General features: G+C 38.2%; 17 protein-coding genes. 1 reads left to right on the top strand and 16 read right to left on the bottom strand.

Translation table 11 applies throughout. The annotated features are described in order from the left end of the window. Positions 1–27: 27 nt before the first annotated feature. From BLR79_RS02110 to licT, 5 genes are all read right to left on the bottom strand, one after another. Positions 28–729, bottom strand: coding sequence for a copper homeostasis protein CutC (locus tag BLR79_RS02110; RefSeq protein ID WP_092084402.1), 702 nt, complete (start codon positions 727–729; stop codon positions 28–30). An 11-nt stretch (positions 730–740) separates the two neighbouring features. Continuing rightward, entirely contained in the window at positions 741–1,652 is a 912-nt protein-coding gene (locus BLR79_RS02105) for a DUF7916 family protein (protein ID WP_092084400.1), read from the bottom strand. A 127-nt stretch (positions 1,653–1,779) separates the two neighbouring features. Further along, positions 1,780–3,204: a 6-phospho-beta-glucosidase gene (locus BLR79_RS02100; RefSeq protein ID WP_092084398.1), complete on the bottom strand. Its 1,425-nt coding sequence runs from the start codon at positions 3,202–3,204 to the stop codon at positions 1,780–1,782. 16 nt (positions 3,205–3,220) lie between these two features. Further along, positions 3,221–3,766, bottom strand: coding sequence for a PTS sugar transporter subunit IIA (locus tag BLR79_RS02095; protein WP_092084396.1), 546 nt, complete (start codon positions 3,764–3,766; stop codon positions 3,221–3,223). Beyond that, entirely contained in the window at positions 3,763–6,003 is a 2,241-nt protein-coding gene (gene licT, locus BLR79_RS02090; RefSeq protein WP_092084394.1) for a BglG family transcription antiterminator LicT, read from the bottom strand. The genes BLR79_RS02095 and licT overlap by 4 nt, the downstream gene beginning before the upstream one ends. 274 nt (positions 6,004–6,277) lie before the next feature. Here licT and rbsK point away from each other — a divergent pair, with 274 nt between their 5' ends. Beyond that, a complete protein-coding gene (gene rbsK / locus BLR79_RS02085; protein WP_327020412.1) occupies positions 6,278–7,198 on the top strand; it encodes a ribokinase in 921 nt (306 codons plus the stop codon). 48 nt (positions 7,199–7,246) lie between these two features. Here rbsK and BLR79_RS02080 read toward each other — a convergent pair whose 3' ends face one another. From BLR79_RS02080 to cas1, 11 genes are all read right to left on the bottom strand, one after another. Beyond that, the gene (locus tag BLR79_RS02080; protein WP_092084390.1) at positions 7,247–8,626 is read right to left on the bottom strand and encodes a glycoside hydrolase family 32 protein; all 1,380 of its coding nucleotides are present in this window, start codon (positions 8,624–8,626) and stop codon (positions 7,247–7,249) included. Between the two features lie 4 nt (positions 8,627–8,630). Further along, positions 8,631–9,998, bottom strand: coding sequence for a PTS transporter subunit EIIC (locus BLR79_RS02075; RefSeq protein WP_092084388.1), 1,368 nt, complete (start codon positions 9,996–9,998; stop codon positions 8,631–8,633). Positions 9,999–10,112: 114 nt separating this feature from the next. Beyond that, entirely contained in the window at positions 10,113–11,090 is a 978-nt protein-coding gene (locus BLR79_RS02070) for a LacI family DNA-binding transcriptional regulator (RefSeq protein WP_159427562.1), read from the bottom strand. A 458-nt stretch (positions 11,091–11,548) separates the two neighbouring features. Next, a complete protein-coding gene (csm5, locus tag BLR79_RS02065; protein WP_092084384.1) occupies positions 11,549–12,568 on the bottom strand; it encodes a type III-A CRISPR-associated RAMP protein Csm5 in 1,020 nt (339 codons plus the stop codon). Continuing rightward, entirely contained in the window at positions 12,561–13,496 is a 936-nt protein-coding gene (gene csm4, locus BLR79_RS02060; protein WP_092084382.1) for a type III-A CRISPR-associated RAMP protein Csm4, read from the bottom strand. The genes csm5 and csm4 overlap by 8 nt, the downstream gene beginning before the upstream one ends. A gap of 11 nt (positions 13,497–13,507) precedes the next feature. After that, positions 13,508–14,170 carry a type III-A CRISPR-associated RAMP protein Csm3 gene (gene csm3 / locus BLR79_RS02055; RefSeq protein WP_092084380.1) on the bottom strand — a complete coding sequence of 221 codons (663 nt, stop codon included), beginning with the start codon at positions 14,168–14,170 and terminating at the stop codon, positions 13,508–13,510. Between the two features lie 2 nt (positions 14,171–14,172). Further along, a complete protein-coding gene (gene csm2 / locus BLR79_RS02050) occupies positions 14,173–14,526 on the bottom strand; it encodes a type III-A CRISPR-associated protein Csm2 (RefSeq protein ID WP_092084378.1) in 354 nt (117 codons plus the stop codon). Next, a complete protein-coding gene (gene cas10 / locus BLR79_RS02045) occupies positions 14,526–16,793 on the bottom strand; it encodes a type III-A CRISPR-associated protein Cas10/Csm1 (protein WP_092084376.1) in 2,268 nt (755 codons plus the stop codon). The genes csm2 and cas10 overlap by 1 nt, the downstream gene beginning before the upstream one ends. Further along, on the bottom strand, positions 16,786–17,550 hold the full coding sequence (cas6, locus tag BLR79_RS02040) for a CRISPR-associated endoribonuclease Cas6 (protein WP_092084375.1): 765 nt from the start codon (positions 17,548–17,550) through the stop codon (positions 16,786–16,788). The genes cas10 and cas6 overlap by 8 nt, the downstream gene beginning before the upstream one ends. Before the next feature lie 8 nt (positions 17,551–17,558). Further along, entirely contained in the window at positions 17,559–17,882 is a 324-nt protein-coding gene (gene cas2 / locus BLR79_RS02035; RefSeq protein WP_092084373.1) for a CRISPR-associated endonuclease Cas2, read from the bottom strand. A 7-nt stretch (positions 17,883–17,889) separates the two neighbouring features. Continuing rightward, positions 17,890–18,888 carry a CRISPR-associated endonuclease Cas1 gene (cas1, locus tag BLR79_RS02030; protein WP_092084371.1) on the bottom strand — a complete coding sequence of 333 codons (999 nt, stop codon included), beginning with the start codon at positions 18,886–18,888 and terminating at the stop codon, positions 17,890–17,892. Positions 18,889–19,194: the final 306 nt, after the last annotated feature.

The following is a 19,194-nucleotide window of genomic DNA, read 5'->3' as shown; positions in this document are numbered from 1 at the left end:
ATTGTAACACGGTTTATCCATCAACTGTTACCATTTTACTTGATCATTTAACTTTAATAAGAGCACTTCGTAGCTGACGTTAGGACCTTCACTTGTTGGATCCTCAAACGGAACGCTAAAAGAGCCATGAAATTCTGTTAAACCCGTTTGACTTTTAATCTCGACTACATTCTCTGTAGTGATCCCTGCTCCCGCAACAAAAGTAATCTGATCTCCATACTTTTCTTGTAGACGAGCCAAGGTATCAACCCCTTCAATCGCCGTTTTAGCACCGCCGCTGGTTAAAATACGGTCGACTCCTAAAACAATCAGTCGCTCCACTGCTTCATCTAAGGAGTAACCTGTAATTACATCAAAAGCTCGGTGGAAGACGACTTTTACTTCCTCTTCATGACAACGATCAATAATTCGTTTCATCCGCACTTCATCAATCATTCCGTCATGGGTCAAAATACCTACCGCAATAGCTTCTGGTTTTAACTTTAATAGCCATTCTAAATCGGTCATCATCACATCGTACTCTAAATCCGAATAACAAAACCCACCACCTCTTGGACGAAGCATCATCACAATCGGGAGGTCCACTTGTTCTAATGCCGATGAAGCTAAACCAAAGGTTGGCGTTAACCCATCTGTAACTAAATCCGCATTCAATTCAATGCGATCAAAGCCTTGATCTTTTGCTTTTAAGCAGTCTTCTAGCCGGGCTGTACATAATTCAATGAACATCTAAACTCTCCTTAACGTAATAGTGAACGAGCCATCTGACGATACGTATGACGACGGCCCCGAATGACAGTAGAATAGGCCATAATATTTTCCGGAATAGCCATCCCTGGACCCATACCGCAGTCGCCAATGTGATGAATATCCGCTCCCGCCATCTTGGCTTGTAAGGCAATGGCACGAATCGTGTCCACGTCGGCTCCTTCTTGGGAGGTGCCAATAGATGTTAACGCCAACTTACCTCGGCGTTGGATATGTTGAACTAATGATTCTACTTTCTCCGTCGTGAACCCTGGTACTGTCCCTGGCGCTGGAACTAAAACAATATCTGCTCCAGCATCAATGAAGCCATCGACGTCAGAGATTTGAACCATGTCTCCAGAGCTTTCATTTACCATACCCGAGGAATGCATTTTTCCAGAAACGATGACGATTTTGTCACCAACAGCGGTTTTAATAGCACGAATGGCTTCTAAAATAGCCTCGTTACTCACAAAAGTACTTGGATTTCCTGTTAACAATACCATTTGTACCCCTTGATCGATTAAATGAGCCACGTTATCTAACGTCGCCAAGCGTCCTGGGGATAATTCTTCTTGATAATGATCCGACTGAACAGATAAATCCACGGGTTCCAAAGTCGCAGCGAGCACTCTCCCCGTTAAACGCCCCACTTCCTTTAAAGGCACCTCATGGTCAATTCCAGCAATAAAGGGCTTCGTCGTATCATACGTATTCACCATAATAATATCTGCTCCAAAAGCCGCTGCCACTTCTGCGTTAGACACATCCCCTAAAATCGCCGGCATATGAGCCATCAACTCGCTCATCATGACTCGACCTTCACATAACTTTAAACTATCTAACAATTGGTCCTTTGATAACTGACGCACTTCATCCGCCGTTAAATCAAATAAACGCTTCATCCTAACTCCTCCTCACTCCCGCTACAACACTGATATATCTTAATTATAGGGGGAAAGAGGGGAAAGTTCTATAAAAAGACAAAAACTCCCACATAAGCTTTGATGCTTACATGAGAGCTCACTAAAGTTAGCTTAAATTTTCGCCGTTACTTTCAATTACTTTTTTATACCAGTCAAATGAATCTTTTTTATACCGTTCCAAAGTTCCATTTCCTTGGTCGTCTTGGTCTACATAAATAAAACCATAACGTTTACTCATTTGTCCTGTACTTGCAGAAACAAAGTCAATACATCCCCAAGTTGTATAACCAATGACAGGAACATCATCCTCATTGACTGTATCCACTAACACTTTAATATGTTTTGACAAGTAATCAATGCGGTATGGATCGCTAATGGTATCATCTTCTTCGAGAGTATCCACAGCACCTAAGCCATTTTCCACTACAAAAAGGGGTTTATGGTATCTTTCCCACAAGGTGTTCATTGTCGTTCTAAAACCTAAAGGATCGATTGCCCAACCCCACTCTGTTTCTTCTAAATAAGGGTTTACGACGCCGACAAAGACATTTCCTTGAGTTACTTCAACACCATCTAAATCGTATTTAGAAACTCGCGTTGAATAATAACTAAAACTAATAAAATCAACAGTATATTCTTCTAAAAGCTCTAAATCCCCAGGTTTCATTTCTACACGAATGTTTTCACGCTCAAATTTCTTCAAAGCCCATCGTGGATAATGACCTAAAGCTTGAACATCGGTAAATAAAAAGTTTGTTTGATTATCAATTTGTGCTTGACGAATGTCCTTCGGGTCACAACTATATGGATAGTAGTCCCCTGCAGCAATCATACACCCTATTTGCGCTTCTGGGTCAATTTCGCGTAACTTTTTAGTAGCTAATGCACTCGCTAATAGTTCGTGGTGAGCTGCTGTAAATAAAACATCGTCTTTATTTTCATTTTTTTTAAAATAAATGCCTGCACCCATAAATGGCAAGTGCGATAACATATTAATTTCATTGAAGGAAATCCAATACTTTACTTTTCCTTTGAAACGACGGAAAAGTGTTTCAGCATATTTTTCAAATAAATAAACGACTTCACGGCTTTTCCATGATCCGTATTGATCAATTAACGCTTTAGGCACATCAAAGTGGTTAATTGTCACCATCGGCTCAATATTATAAGATAACAACTCATCAATGAGCGCTTCATAAAAAGCTAGCCCTTTCTCATTGGGCTCTTCTTCAAGTCCCGTTGAATAAATTCGTGACCAAGCAATCGAGAAACGATAGGCTTTAATTCCCATTTCTGCAAATAATTTAACATCATCTTTAAAGTGATGGTAAAAGTCAACCGCCTCATGGGAAGGATAAAACAACCCTTCTGGAACGTCTGAATAATGTCTAATTCCTTCCATAATTTCAGGACGGAACTTACCGTGAGGAATTAAATCTACACTGGATACACCTTTACCATCTTCTAAATAAGCCCCTTCAATTTGGTTAGCCGCACTAGCTACACCCCAAAGAAAATCTTGCTTTAACATCTAGATCCCTTCTTTCTTATTTATTTTGTTGATTCACTAAAGTCATTAAGTAATCTGTTTCTTCCACAACCTCTTGATCTGTCAATAACACGTCTAAATAATTAGGCGTGTTCGTTACAATGATCATCGTCAACGGAGACAATCCCCGGTCCATAATCAGTTGCTTATCAAACTCAACTAATAGATCGCCTGGATTGACTCGGTCTCCTTCTTTAACTTTCAAATTAAAGCCTTCACCTTCTAAATTAACCGTATCTATTCCAATATGAATTAAAATTTCAGCCCCGTCTTCGCTTTCAATCCCTACCGCATGTCCGGTCGAAAAGGCTGTTTTAACCACTCCCTTAACAGGCGATACTACACGATTATTCATAGGATCAATGCTTAACCCTTGCCCCATGACGCCACTTGCAAATACATCATCTGGAGTGTCTTCTAAAGGAACTACCTTTCCGGCTAGAGGACTTAAAATTTCTTCTTGAGTCTTTAGAACGTTTGTATTAGAAGACTCATCACTTACATCTTCAATCTCTTTATCATCTTCATCAACCGGTAAAATCATCCACCCACAAAACCTAAAATAACAAGAGCTGCCATACTTATTACCGCAACCCAAAAATTACTTGAAAAACCAAACTCGGGATGAATAAATGTAGGAATAGAAAATATTCCTAATCCACCCATCACATATTGATTAAGGCGGAAGTAACCAGCAATCCCACCAACAATGGCGTTTATAAGAATAGTATAGGCAAACAATTTCTTTTTAACGAGCATGACACCATAAATAGCTGATTCAGTAATACCAAAAAGAGTTGGAATAATCGAAGACCCGGCAATGTTTTTAAGTTTTAAATCTTTAGTTTTAAGGGTTACAGCCATTAACATACCAAGGATTGAAAAGGTAGATAATTGAGCTAACGCACCAATATTAGTCGCTCCTGTATGAGCCACTTGAATAAACATAATCGGAATAATACCCCAATGCATTCCAAAAATAACAAGAACTTGCCATAAAGAAGCGAGCAAAATGCCTAAAATAACCGGGCTAAAACTATCGATGGTCGCAAAGAACCAACCGACTAAGTCTGCTAACCAAGTAGCCATTGGCCCAATGACTAAAATTGCAATGGGTGTTGCAATTAAAAGAGTCACGACAGCGCCTAGGGAACTTTTAATGACTTGAGGAATCCAACTGTCTACCCACTGATCTACTTTTTCGCCAAACCATACCGCAAAAATAATCGGAATAACCGCACTATAATAATTCCCTGCCGGTGGTAAAATAATCGGCAATCCTAAAAATGTAGAATACACTTCCGACTCAAAGGGAGTATTATTAAATAACGTATACAGTACACCGCTTTCAGGATTAGCTAATATCTCTCCAATATTAGGATAAAGGAATGTACCCGCAATAGCGATAGCTAAAAAAGGATTTAATCTAAAACGACGAGCTGCTGTTACCGCTAAAGCAAATGGAAGATACTGGAAGAATCCATCTCCTACCATATTCAACAATAAAACCGTCGAGTTTTGAGGATCCACACCACTGGCGCTAATGATAGCTGCAAGTCCTTTAATGATTCCTGCTGCAGCTAACACACCTAAAAAGGGTTGAAACAAACCTGAAAGTGTGTCCACAAAACGATCTAATAAACTGGCGTCTTCTTTGACGACATAGTCACTTTCTTCTTCACCCATACCAGGTAAAGCAATCAACTCTTTATACACATCGGCCACATGATTTCCAATCACGACTTGATATTGTCCTCCGTTTTGAATGACAGTTACAATGCCAGGACGCTCTTTTAAATACTCTGTATCGGCTAAACTCTCATCTTTTAGTCTAAACCGTAGTCGCGTAATACAATGCCTCACGTCGATGACGTTGTCTGCTCCACCAACCTTTTGAAGAATATCGATGGCTAAATCTTTTAAATTTTTCATAGTTTTTCTCCTTTTTTCTTCATAGTCCATTACAAGACGTCTTATATGAATTGCTAAAAATGACTGTTCCTCTAGACTAATGTCAAAGTCATACCGATTTTTAATATATTTTTTAATAAGGGTGGTACATTCTATTTCTTTAGGATAGCTTTGAGAGACTTTTTCAAATAGAAAGTCATTATCTATTTCATCCACTTTTGACTTTAAAACTCTACGAGCAAAGAACTGCAAGTGGGTAATAAAACGGGTGAATGATGTAGTATCTTCTTGAAAGCTGTAACCGTAAAATAACCGCACAATTTCGATAATATCCTTAACAATTTTGATCATCTCTGTCGATTGATTGAAATGCTTGTTACCTTTATGAGCATTAATTAAATGCAATACAATCGAAGTTGCTTCAGAATCAGATAATTGTACATCGGTATATTTTTCAATAATTTCAAGTCCTTTGACCCCTACTGCATATTCAGCAGGATAGAATCGTTTAATTTCCCATTCGAGAGGGTTTTGAATGACAATTCCTTCTCGGTGTCTTTCCAAAGCGTAGTGGATATGGTCCGCCAACGTGATATAAATATTGCTGTGGAACTGTTGACGAAGTTCTTTTTCAGCTAAACTCACTAATTCAAAGACTAAATCAATTTCATTGGCTGGTAGTTGCTCATATACTTCTTGAAAGGCAGTTAAGTTATCTAAGAGAACAAAATATTTTTCTATTTCTTCTTGACGTATCCAATCCTCTCTTTTTCGTTGAAACCCGATCCCTTTGCCCATGACAATCACTTCTTGAAGGGAGTCATCTAAGGCGAGGACGACGTTATTGTTCAAAACCTTTAATACACGCATAATATCTCCTTTCTATCAGTCCGAAGAAAGCAAAAAAAGACCCAAATCACATTACAAATAAGCCTACACTATATAGGTTTTTATATGTAATATGATTTAGGTCTTGCCTGCTGTCCAGTAACAATCCGTTTTCTTTATTATACAATAAGTTTATTTTTTTGCAACCGCTTTCTAGAGTAATGTCGTTTATCCTTTAAAAGAGTACTTTTTCTATCGTTTCCTTGTCCCTTGTTCCTTCCTGTCTTATAATTTAATTGACTATACAATGTAAAGGATGATTCACGTGGCGAAGATTATTGTCGTAGGAAGTATTTCAACGGATTTTGTGGTGGAGACCCATAACCAGCCGGCCCAAGGAGAAACGGTCTTTGGAGAGGACTTCAATACGTCCTTTGGTGGTAAAGGAGCTAACCAAGCGGTGGCTTGTGCTAAGTTAGGGGCTAATACTGCGATGATTGGTGCTATAGGAGACGACTCCTTCGGTAAAGCTCTTATTGATAACTTAAAAGACTATCACATTGACACAAAAGCGGTCAAAACAGCGAAAAACACCCCGTCTGGTTCAGCGATTATTACTCTTTATAACCGAGACAACTCGATTATTTACGTTGCCGGAGCCAATAACAAAGTCACCCCAGAAGATATTAAAAATCAAACAGACCTAATTCAATCAGCTGACATGGTCATTGTCCAAAATGAAACCCCTCTTCCAACAGTGGAAAGTTTAATTGAAGTATGCCATCAACTAAATGTGCCGCTTATTTTAAACCCAGCCCCGGCTCGCTTACTTGGTCAACAATGGATCGACAAAACCACTTACTTAACCCCTAACGAAACAGAGTTCGCAGAACTATTCCCAGGAGAAGAAGTAGAAGCTGTTCTAAAGCATTACCCAAACAAACTGATCATCACTTTAGGATCAAAAGGTGCTCTATTTCATAATGGCGACCAACTGGTAGAAGTTCCTGCGTTTTTAGTGGAACCTGAAGAGGTGATTGACACAACGGGAGCCGGAGACACCTTTAACGGAGCTTTAGCCGTCGCATTGTCTAATGACTTATCTTTAGAAGAAGCCATTCGCTTTGCCAACCTGGCTGGTTCTTTATCCATTCAACAAAAAGGCGCCCAAGGGGGTATCCCAACCTTAGACGAGATGAAACAAAGCCCTCACTTTGATGCAAAATGGAATATTTAACAAGAAAAAAGATCTGAATCCCTCTCTCTGGACTCAGATCTTTTTTGTTTATATACTTGGCTTTAATCCCCACAACGTAACCTTTGCTTGGTCACTCGCTTTAACATGGGCATGAGGCATGTTATCTTTTGGATATACTCGGCTCGCAAGAGCCACTTCTCCGTCATTAACAAAGACTTCAATGGAACTAGTATCCACATAAATATGAATAGTTTCTATATGATCCACTTTCGTCGAACGCCAACGACGGCCGTAACCACTTGGACCGTGTTCTAAAGTTAAAATACCGTTCTTATACTCTAAAGTCGTATCTTCAATCAGGTCAATTGAAAACTCATCTTCAGTTGGCAATTCAAACAATAACTCAAACGCTTTATCTTCTAGTGTATAGCGTTCATTAATATTGAGGGGTTGTTCCTCTTTGCGTAACCCTTCATAAGCGGTTAAAGGTTGTTGAATTAAGCGGTCATTTTTGATCGTCAATAAGCGTGGCATCGCTAAGGCGTGTTGCCAGCCTCTAGCAATCGTCGGGTTCGTATATTCCGGCATGATATCCCCCACACCCATCCAAGACCACATAATCCGGCGTCCCGTTTCGTCTTCAAAAGTATGAGGCGCATAAAAATCAAAACCGCGATCCAATTCAATAAATTCGGTTTCAGGAATAAATTTCACTTCATCCCAATCCATGCAGCCAATGATATACCCGGCTACATGAGGGTTATTGAATTGATACGCTTCTTCCCGGATCCCTTGAGGTGAGAAGATTAAGACATAACGCCCATTTAGTTCGAATAAATCGGGACACTCCCACATATATCCTTCGTCTTTGGTGCCTTCAATTAAATTCCCCACATAAGTCCACTCACTTAAATCCGTAGAGCGATACGTAATAACAGCACCTAAATTATCCGCCTTACGAGCCCCTAAAATCATATAAAACACACCATCATGTTCAATAATTTTCGGGTCACGAATATGATCGGTAAATCCTTCAGGAAACGTATCGTGGTCAATGACCACTTCACGCTTTAAAATATTAAATCCATCGTCACTGACCACATGGACCACATGTTGCTTACGGCCACTATAAATATAATCATAGTCCCCATCAAGCTTCACATTCCCCGTATAGAAAAAGTGAATCAGCCCGTCTTTTACAAAGCCGCCCCCAGAATAAACACCGTGACTGTCAAAAGGTTGGTCCGGCGACATAAAGATCGGCTCTTGGTTAAAGTGGACTAAATCTTTAGAGGTCATATGCCCCCAATGAGTCGCTCCTCCTAAAGGGGTTTCGGGAACGTATTGGTAATAAATATGGTACAGTCCGTTAAATTGAATAGCGCCGTTAGGGTCATTTAACCAACCCTTCTCCGGCATAATATGGTAAGTTAAACGCCACTGATCCTTTGAATGATGTTGATTCATTTATCTAGCCAATCTCCTTTATAATCGCACCACGTTGAGCTTGGACTAACATAAAGCCAGCCGCTGCAGAAACAATAATGACCACTAAATATTGAAGTAAACCACTAAAGTTACCAACGTAGAGTAATAGACCAGGTAAGAAGGTAATACCCATCCCTGTTGCTGCTAAGTTGAATAGATAGGTGACAAAGCCACCAATGGCCCCACCTAACATCCCTGAAGCAAAAACACGCATTGAACGTAAGTTAACCCCAAATAATAACGGTTCAGTAATACCAAATAGTGTTGGCGCGGTTGCGGCTAACATATTAGAACGACGTACTTTATCTTTCATAAGTAACGCGGCACTGACTGCTGCCCCAAATTGAGCGGCCATACTTGCGGTTGTTAGAGGTTGAATAATATTAACCCCCTGCTCACGTAATAAACTAATTTCAATCAGTCCTAATGAGTGGTGTAAGCCCGTAATCACTAAAGCTTGTTGTAAGGCACCAAAGACAATATAACCAATGCCTAGAGGGGCGTATAATAAGTTCGTAATCGTTCCAATTACAAAGGTCTCAATGATTTGAATGATAGGTCCTAATACAAATAAAATCGCGATAATGGTTAAAGATAGGGATAAGAACGGTGTGACAATTAAGTCCATTATTTGTGGCACCCATGTACGTAACCAATGTTCTAACTTTGATAAAATCCAAGCGGCAATAATCGCTGGGAAAATTGATCCTTGATAACCATATAATTTAAGTCCAAAAACCGATAAAGGTTCAGCGTCCCCACCAAGAACCGCATAAGCGTTCGGTAGTTGAGGAGCCACCATCATCAGCCCTACGACAATACCCATCACCGGGTTTCCGCCAAATTTCTTCGTTGCGCTATAAGCAATAAGGACTGGTAAGAAGGCAAAAGCTGTATCGGTAAAAATTTGGAATAACGCGATCGTGTCCTCGGACATAGTCATACCTAATTCCAACAACAGTCCGCGTACACCCATTAATAACCCCGTCGTAACAAGGGCTGGAATTAAAGGAATTAAAATATCTGCTAAAACCCGAACAACACGTTGAGCAGGCGTTAAGTGAGCATAACGGTCCGCTATATGTTTAACTGGATCCCCGTCACTTTCTAATACAGCATTAAAAGCTTGGTATACTTCGTTGACTTTACCTGTTCCGAAGATAAATTGATGTTGTCCTGTCGTATAAAAGTACCCTTTACATTCTGGGATTTGTTCTGCTAATTCTTTGTCGACTAAGTCATTGTTATCGACAATAATCCGTAATCTCGTTGCACAGTGCTCGGCACTGGCGATATTTTCTTTACCTCCAAGAGCTTTAAAGAGCCCTTGGATGACATTTTCGTAAGCCATTTAAATAGCCACCTTTCTAGGATTGAAGTTACTTGAAACAAATTTTGGAACCGGTTCCGTTTAATTGTAGTATACTACACAAAAATAAAAAAGCAACACAAAAACGAGTGAAAATTAATTCACTCGCTTCGTTGAAGTTCCTTTCGTTAAATAAACGGGCTTAACAACTAATTCAGAAGAAGTCTCTTCGCCTAGATCCAACACTCGCTTCATCACCCATTGACCCATCTGGGCAAAATTATAATTGACTGTAGTAATACTTGGCACGACATATTGTGCTTCATCATACCCACCAAAGCCGCTTAAAGACACATCGTCAGGAACATTAAGCTTTAGTGATCGACAAGCGTTTAAAATACCTAACGCAATATGGTCGGTTGCGGCGACAATGTAAGTCGCCTTTAAATTAGGTAGAAATTTTAACGCCTTTTGGTAAGCTTCTTCTCTAGAAAAGCTCGTTTCGACAAAGTCAATCTGTACATCACGATCTTTAAAGTAGTCATAAAAACCTTTCTTACGCTCAATCCCTACGGCTTGGTCTGTTTCACTGACGCCCACAAAAAGAAAGTGGCGATGGCCTAATTCATCGGCATAGCGAGCCATTTGTCGCCCAGCGTCATAATCATCATAAATATAACTCGTTACGTCTTCAAATTGTTGCCCCACCACAATGATGGGTGTCTTTGAGTTAGAGACAGCCTCCTTTAATTCCTCAGTCATCTGAGTGGCGAATAAAACAATCACATCGACACGTTGACGTTCTAATTGCCGAATATTTTCTAAAGTCCGGTTTGACTTAAGATCAGAGTTCATAATGACTAACTGCAGATTGTTATCATAAGCCATACGGTCCATCACCTTTAACGCATCGTTGGTGGAAGGGGATCTAAACCTTGGAATAACGACCCCGATTAAATGGGTCCGTTCCGCCTTTAAACTTTGCGCATACACATTCGGCTGGTACCCTGTTTCTTCAATAATCTTTTGAAGCTTCTCTTTCGTCTTCTCACTCACCGACCCATTATTCAAATACCGGGACACGGTACTTTTAGAAACCCCCGCAAGCTTTGCGATATCATTTAAACTGACCATGGGACACCTCCTTACTTTGAATACCTTCTTGAAGTTCTTCCCTTCTGACATGTTCTTTTTCTGCATTACAAATCGCTTATTGCTCCGATATTGTTTCCCGTGACTATCATGTCCACTCTCTATATCAAGTAAAAATAGTGATGATTAAATTAGAGCATTGTAGAAGAAATTTACACAAGAATGTGGACTTTACTCCACGCTCTTATATCAACTTTTATATAATCTAGATTTATTGCTTTAATCTTCTTCGCATCATCGATCTCACAGGGCTTCATTAACGCAAAAATTATTCCTAGTATACCATTGACAAGCTTAACAACATGTCCTCATTTCCATAAGACGTAAAGATATTTTGAAACAACCAGTCATTAACGATAATATTTCCATAAAAATTTCTAAAGTCGCTACTTCTCGTAAGTTAGTAATTTAGGAGGAGTTCCATTAGGTAAAAAGGTGAGTCACATCTCTTTTCTTTCAGTCAATGAAAAACTACACTTGCCCATTTCGTATAAGTTGTAAGTTTTATTAGATTGTTCATACGTATTAAATAATGGAACGCGCGTTCCTTTCGATAAAGGTAAATAATGATAAGGTAAATGAGAGTACTTGAGTACACCTAACTCCTTCATTCCTTGAGGCTTTTTTACCCGAGTATTTTCAAAGTTAACTTTCGTCCAAAAACCAGTCCCTCCGCCTAGATAAATAATATGCTTAAGTTTTCTAAGTTGCTTTGCGGGACGGAGTTCAATGGGCAAGCTACTCAATAACAGTTGTGAGTAAGCTTCATAGCTTTGAGCTGCATAGTGAGTCAAGTTTTTAATCGCATGATAGGCTTTATCTCCCACAGTTGTAATAGTAAATTTTACTGCTACTCTTGGCAAAATTGCTTCCCTATAAATCGCATCTAATTGGGAAACTCTTTTATTTCTAGGGCTATAGTCTATCTTAGGTACAATCGCTAGTTTGTCTACTGTCAGTGGTTCGCTGTCACTTATTTGAATACTTTTAAACACTTCATCATAGTCTGAACGAGGAATTGCTTGCGTATTTTCAATTACTGTTCGAAGTACACCTTTTAAACTGCTACCAGGAATATAAGGCTCATTAAAAGGAGTTTTTATAAATGCACTGACATTCGTTATTGGCTTACGAGATAAAGGATCGCGACGATCTTTATACACGTCTTTGATCCGGTAGCCTCCAAATTGTTCGATTTCATTTAAAATGTTTTGGCATTCTAAAAACTCATTTAAGCGCTGCTGTCTCTTGCCTCTAGCACTTGTTATCAAATAATTCTCAAAAGAGGTCACTTTATCAGGACCGAGGCTTGCGAGTTTTTGGTATATTTTCCCCATATTAGGAAAATAATAGTATCCGTTATAATTTGCGATCTCTTTTAATGTGTAAGTGTCTCCACTACCAATGTGAACTGGACCTAACGTAACTAAAGTAAAATTAAATCTATTCATTTTAGTCATCCGCTTTCTCCTTTAAACGATAAAATAATGGAATAGAATAATTCCACACTGGATGTGGGAAATCATTCGGCGCCACATCAATGAGATTGCCGTCAAATGTTTGCTCAAACGTTGATCCTGCCATAAACTTATACAAATCATTTTTCCTAACTGCTTCTTTTAATCCGCTGCTAAATGCAAAACCACTGCTTTTTTCAACAATAAAGTGAGCGTTGTTCATCGATTTTTCTAACTGTTCATCTACCGGTATACTGCTATTTAATAACATGACTGGATAGTCGCACTTTGTAGTTAATCGTTTGGCTACATTTGAATTAATTTCTTTAATAGTTAGCGTAAATTGACCTAACCCAGCTGAGCGCTTTCCTCCTAGCCCTGAAAATTGCAGGCTTTTAAATAGATCGACTAATAAATCGTGACTAGAGCCGATAACTCCTAAATAAACGCCCTCATCATAAAATACAGTCCCCACTCGGTAAGGATCCCCTTCAACATGCACATGTGTTGCATCCGTTGATTGATAAAATTGACTCGTATCTTTTAATAATTCATTTAACTGTTGGCTCGTATCCATTTCACCCATAGCAAATGAGTCGAAGTATTGATGATGAATTTGAGTTAGTTTCTTACTCATTTTTGCTTGTTGACGTGCTTGGGTAATGTCTTCTACATGAAGTTTGCGTTCTAATTTAGGAAATCCGATCGGCTTAGGTAAATAAAGCCCTTTATCATAGAAAAAAGCATCACTAAGTAAAATATCACCTTGCCTTGTTAAAGATAAAAATGCTTCTTCTTTTCCTAACGCAATAGCTTCTAGGTATAAAGCCGAATATAAACGATGCACTTTAAACGTAACGTCACTATCTTCAAGTAGACACTTACCAAAATGAGCAACATCAAAGGACAACAAATAAAGCTGTAAATCCATCTTACTCACCTCTAAATTGTTGATAGTTTGTCATTCATCATTTGAAGTGCTTCCACACCTAATTCACCGATAACGACTTCCGCTTGAAAATCACTAAACTCAACTCGACCATATCCTCGCGTTCCGCTACCACCTAGGTAGTCTAGAGTGAGCAGTTTGAATCCATCTAAAATAAAGCTAAAATCATCATCTAACTCTATCAAATCTGATACATTATAAATAAGATCAATACCAAACTCGCTTCCTGCAATAGCTCGTTCGATTTGTCTAGGTTTAGCCCCTGCAGTACGTCGGTCAATCGTATTTTCGAACTTTACTTCTGTCAAAAGCTCCGCGCCACGATCCATAAGTTCTTGCTCATTGATTAAAAATAAATCGTTAAAAATTAAAGCCGCTTGCTTATGGTCATATGCGTCTCCAAAAAGACGCCGAATCGTTTCATGATCTTCATCAGGTTGGTTGGCTACTTTTTCATTTTTTGTACGCGCTAATAAAGAACGCATTTTCCCTTTCAAAGAAGAGCCTGGAATAATGGGCAAGTTAGTGAGCGGATCTTTGATAATAGGAGAGTCGGTTGCTCCAATCGCCGCAAAAGCTGAGCTTGACCCAATATGAAGCCCTGTTTGTAACCTAAGAGTTCCTGTAATTCTGACCTTTGCTTTAATACGTTTCATTATTAATCCTCTCCTCCCTTATAGCGATGGTAAGCAACTAATGCTTCCATATAGCGACTAAATAATCTTAATGAATCAATATCTTTGATTTCTTTGACCGCTTCAATCAAATTGGCTCTTTCTACCAATGTTTTAACCGCTGATTCTCTTCCTGCTTGATAGAGAAATTGCACTCGTAAATAATTAATACTTTCTTCTAATTGCTCATAGGACTTTACTTTAGACTCGTCATACAACCGACTCGTTAAATTAAGTAATTTTCTTATTTGACTAGTCGTTAAATTATTTATTAACCAATGATCGTCAAAGACTTTTTCAGCTTTATCAATATAATTGGATGTCGTTAGTGTCGCCATTATATATCCTCCCTAATCGTATAAATATATAACATAATTGCTAATTCTAATTCTTTAGCTTCTTGTTCATCTTCAAAGTATTGGTGAAGTTTTTGAGCAAACTTTTTAAAATGCTCTTTTTCTTTTTCACCCTTTGGCTCCATCTGACTTAAATAATAGACCCAGCGGGCCCAACTAATTGTTTTAAATTGCCCGCGAGATGACCCTTGAGCTTCAACAAAGCTTGAGCGAATTAAATCTAACAAACGGTATAAAAAAGCTTTTCCGTAAGTGCGGTCCATACTAGACTGATCAAAAAAACTAGCAATTAACGGGTATTTATCACACCAAATATGTTCAATAAAGTGATTCCATTTAAAGGTGTAGTCAGGGTGGAATAACGTAATCGCATCTTTATCACTGAAAGCCCCCTTTGCACTTGACTCTAAATCTCCTGTTTGTTGAGCCATAATGGAAATAGGTGTTTTCCCAGGGAATAAACCAACTCCTGTCGATAAGGTTAATTTTCCTTGCGTATATTGTATAAAACTTTGTCTTAATTTAATCGCAAATTCAATCATATCTAACCAGTGTCCCACAACGAAGACGTCATCCCCACCAGCATAAATAATACTTCCTGTCGTGTTGCACTCGCGTAAAATCTCATTAATGTAATACTGGAAAAATAAAGCAAGTGAACGGCTCAAAGTGGCAGTTCGTGTAAAGGACTGATATTCCTTGGAAAAGCCAGCAATAAATGCACTACCTAAATCATCAACATCACATCGTACAACACCTAAGCGACGAATACCTGCATTGTCTTTTAAATAATCGTTAAAAGTTGGTGCTTCTTTATCTGTATAATCTCCGATCCACAAATGAGTGGCTGGGTAGTCACTCACGTAAAATTTATTTTTAGAGTAGATTCGGCCTTCTACTTTTCCTTTTAAAAGGTCTTGCTCAGAAATCGGTATTAAATAGTCACCAAATCCTAAAGGAAGCCCTCGTTGATTAGAGCTTACTTCAAAGAACCCTTGATTTTGTAGGTCATTAGAAAAGTTCACTAACCCTTCACAAATAGCACATCGTTCAGACGTCGGGTGGTTATAGATACGGTGGCAAACATTACATTCTCTCCCAGTCTTTTTACCTAATGTATTTAGCTCTAAAAGCTCTGTTGCTGAGTAACGGTTTAACTTTTGTTCACTAATTTTGTGTCCAACTTTTTGATAGACACTTCCCATATCTTCTAGCATGTCATAGGCACTAAAGGCTTGGTGCGAAAAAGCGATGAACAATCCTGAACCATAGGTGTGGCGTAAAAAAGCATTAATTTCTTTTTGAACTTGCGCCACTACCTCCCTCGAGCGAGCTGTATTAGGAATCAATAAATACGCGCCCCCTCCTCCACTATAAAGAAGGTTTGCTCTACTTAACTTTAAGCAATTAAGTAACTGATAGTTAACATTTTCAGCAATCATCTCTAAATAAAAAGAACGACTACGTAACATTTTAGCTGCCTTATTATCACGAATGGTGTAGATAAAGTCTTGTATCCCGCTCACATCATAAGTTAAAAGTAAAAAGGCGGGTTCATTATTAAATGCCAAAGAATTGAGTAAGTGATTAAAATTCTTTTCTTGATCCATCAAATAATCAAAGACACAAGTCGCTATAGCGGTTGTGATCTTGGAGTGGTCATACAAAGAAATATCATGTGCAGCTAATGAATCCATATCACTAGGAACAAAGCTCAGTAATCGCTCTAACATATTTAGCACCTTGGCTTCGTAGCTGAAACAAAACTCCATCAACGCGAGTTCTTCTTTTAACTGATCTAAAATACGTTGATAACTTTCCGGCTGATAAGGTCGCTGAGATTCACTAGCAAAGTGAAAATAATGGCGATCATCAAAGGTTAATGGCTGATAAAAACGATGTCCAGTTCGTTTTCCAAAGTCGTTAAAGATATCTGCTTGGTTCGTCCAATCTGTTTTTTGAGCCTTTACTTTCCCATTAGATGGCTTTTTTACGGTTTCATTGGCAAGACGATTAGCATAATCAATCACATAAGCTAAATGATTGGGTGACAATTGCTGCTTTTCTATTTCGTTTTTGTCATGATACTTTAGTGGCTCGAGTATGTCTTGTGGCGCATTTAAGGAAGAAAGTAATTCGTAACCCAATTCAAAAGAATCTCCCGAGCTGTCTTTAGCGTATTGTACCACTTTTCCGATATTATATAACAAGGCACTCATTACTAAATCATTCCGCGTTTGTTCACTCATTTATAGACTCCTTTCTATGATTGATCTTGATACTTCCCATACCAATGGAAGTCTTCATACCTACACCAGAATATTCGCCAAAAGAGGCTAGCATTTCAACGTATGACTTTAATACGTCATTTCCTTTCAACTTTAAAACGACTCGTCCCGTAAACCCTGGCACCCCATGACCATGTACATAAATTACACTGGATTGAATGTTAAAACGATGAATAGAAACACAATTTTCAACTTCTTCAAGTAGCTCTAAGTTGTCTTTAGGATCTTCTTCAAATATGCTAGAATATTTATTTTGTAAACTTTGAAATATTAAGCGAATATCTGGAAACAACACATACTGACCTTGTTGTTTAAAAGCAGTGGGAGAGTTAAAAGTTAAATCTAGTAAATGATTTGAAGGACGTTGATAAAAATGATGAGCCAACTCTTTAGGTGACAGGGTCTCAGCTCTTCGTTCGATAATTGCACAAGACATCTGATTAAATGACTTTAACTCAAACTGGGCTAGAGACTCACAAAGTAATATATTAGAAAAAATAGTAGACATTTCATCCGTTAAAGCGTTAATTTCCCATTGAAAATAATTTTGACAATAGTTGACGCTCATTGAATAGGGATTAACGTCCGTTTCATGAAGCTGTTGCGCAATTAGAGGAGGTAGCCATTCCATCAACAATCCATGAAGGGGTGCATTCAACTGATTAGCATAAATTCTTTCATCACTTAAAGGGATAAATTTAATAATAAATTTTTGCATAGACCCTCCTATAAAAATATAAAATCTTCATTAATATTAACCTCTATAGCATTTAAACGAGTAATTTCTGTATTTAGTGACTGATAAATAATGATGTTATCTTCTTCATGATTTGCATGAAATGTCATAATTTGATCCACTAATTCTTTATGCTGAGTTGGTCGTAAGCTGACTTCAAAGCAGGAATATTGAACTCGGATACCATAGCCTTCTAATAACTTAGCCAATTTAAGACGACGTTTATCATTTGAAATATCATAAATAATTAAACTATTAATTTTTCGTTCTACGAGTTGTTCTCTTTGATGAGGAGGGACGTTAAATAATCGCATATCTCTTTTATCCTCCAATCGTTTGATACATTAAAGGATCTTGATATTTAAAAGCCTTTTTCAGACTATCTATTTGTTGATCGACACTATTTAGAAAAACAAAACGATAACGATCCTTACCAAAATAAAAGTGCTTTTCTAACATACGCTCTCTGAAGGCTTGTACAAATAATCGGCGTGCATCAGCAGATAAATATACTTCCCCTGTAGGTTTTTTAATAAAATCATCTGTTGTTAACTTTTCGCTAATCAGCAGTTGCATTACAACGTCATCGACTAATACCGGACGCCACTCTTCCATTAAATCACTGGCAAGTGTTGCATGATTTTTTCTTGTTTGATGCAGTGCTGAAAACCCAGGGTTTAAGCCACTTTTAATAATCGCACCTATTATATAGCTATATAAAATACTGTAGCCAAAACTAAGCAGTGCATTGAAAGGGTCTTTCGGTGGACGTTTAGAACGGCGCGAGAATTTAAATGGGGTTGGTACTAATAAGCCTAAGTAATAAAAATAAGTTTTTGCCGACCGGCCTTCATAGCCAAGAATCGACTCTAATGAGGCCACTTTTTCTACTTCTTGGTAATAATTATTTAATTTTACATAATCTTTTTCTGTTAGTAAGCCGTCTTCATCGTAGGCTTTCAATAACTCCGCTTGGAGTTTTATTTTTGATTGGATCAATCTTTTAGATAACGCTAAAGAAAAGGAGTCATCCAATAACGCCAATATTTGTTCTTGTTGCCTTGAATAGTTTTCCGCGTAATGCAAATTCATACTCATTAAATACTTTCCATTTTGAGAATAATAATGCACTTCTTTTTTGTTAAGAGCTAAAGCTTTAAGTAATTGAGTCGTAATTGTAGGGTTTCCAAAAATATTGACCCGCTTGACTTGACTAACAGCTACTTCGTAAGCCTTTTTACCTTCTTTATTCTGAACAATTAATTTTTTATCTCGATAATGAAGAGATTGCGCCGACTCAAATATATAGATTTCTTTCATAATACCCCTTTATTTATCTAACATCTTCTTACCTATCACTCAAGTTAATATATTCACATTTTATCATCTTTCCAATTATAAATAAACTAAACTCCTCATTCAATTGTTAGAATGAAGAGTTTTTACGCTGCATTTATTTTAAACGTCCCCTTACGAGGAATAAGGTTCATCAATATAACCTAGTAGAACTAGCCCGCTATGAAGGACTTGAGTTTCCGTCCCCTTACGAGGAATAAGGTTCATCAATACACTCAGAAGACTACGAACCTTTTATAATTGAAACAGTTTCCGTCCCCTTACGAGGAA

Origin of the sequence: Dolosicoccus paucivorans (assembly GCF_900100125.1) — a bacterium.
Taxonomy (GTDB): domain Bacteria; phylum Bacillota; class Bacilli; order Lactobacillales; family Aerococcaceae; genus Dolosicoccus; species Dolosicoccus paucivorans.
Note: the sequence above shows the minus strand (reverse complement) of the source record. Positions and strands in the feature narration are given on the sequence as shown.